The 567-nt window shown below is 41.1% G+C and carries 1 pseudogene; it reads left to right on the top strand.

Annotated features, from left to right (window positions below):
* Positions 1–110 precede the first annotated feature (110 nt).
* A pseudogene (locus AAEY57_RS19395) lies at positions 111–506 on the top strand (MipA/OmpV family protein); the annotation flags it as partial.
* Between the last annotated feature and the right edge of the window lie 61 nt (positions 507–567).

Genomic DNA, 567 nt, shown 5'->3' on the forward strand with positions numbered 1-567 from the left:
GGTTACAAACCTCGCGCCGCGATTAAACCGCCCCTAGTTTGAACAAATTTTAATCCGCAAAGGTCAACAGACCCTAGCCTCTTTAGCAAACTCTAATTTAGGTTCCAAGGATGAAGCATTTCCCACAAAGACATTTTTTCCGTTGTGCAGCCTTATTGTTTGCGCTCATTTTTAGTGGCCAGAGCACAGCAAGCAATCGTTACTATGCCGATAACACATTGGAACCCACTACAGGGTTTGCCTGGGACTGGAGTGCAGGAGCTGGTTATTACATAGAAGATTCTTATTTGGTGGGGATGAATTCTTATGATGTTGGCGCCGAGTTAGATTTAAGCCTTGCGGTTTCTTACGATAATTTTTACCTTGATTTTGATCATAATCAACTCAGCGGTGGACTTGTTTTAGGCTATAGCTTAATTAACAAATACGATTGGGGCCTTGATTTATTAGGTACTAATTCGCAAGCCGGGTTTGACGAACAAGGCTTAGGTAACCTGAGATCTGGTTAAGCCAACATTAGATTATTACTCTCTAAAATTTCAAGTTCTTGCGATGTTAAATCTAATG

Source organism: Pseudoalteromonas sp. MER144-MNA-CIBAN-0113 (genome assembly GCF_040308965.1).
In the GTDB taxonomy this organism is placed as follows: domain Bacteria; phylum Pseudomonadota; class Gammaproteobacteria; order Enterobacterales; family Alteromonadaceae; genus Pseudoalteromonas; species Pseudoalteromonas tetraodonis.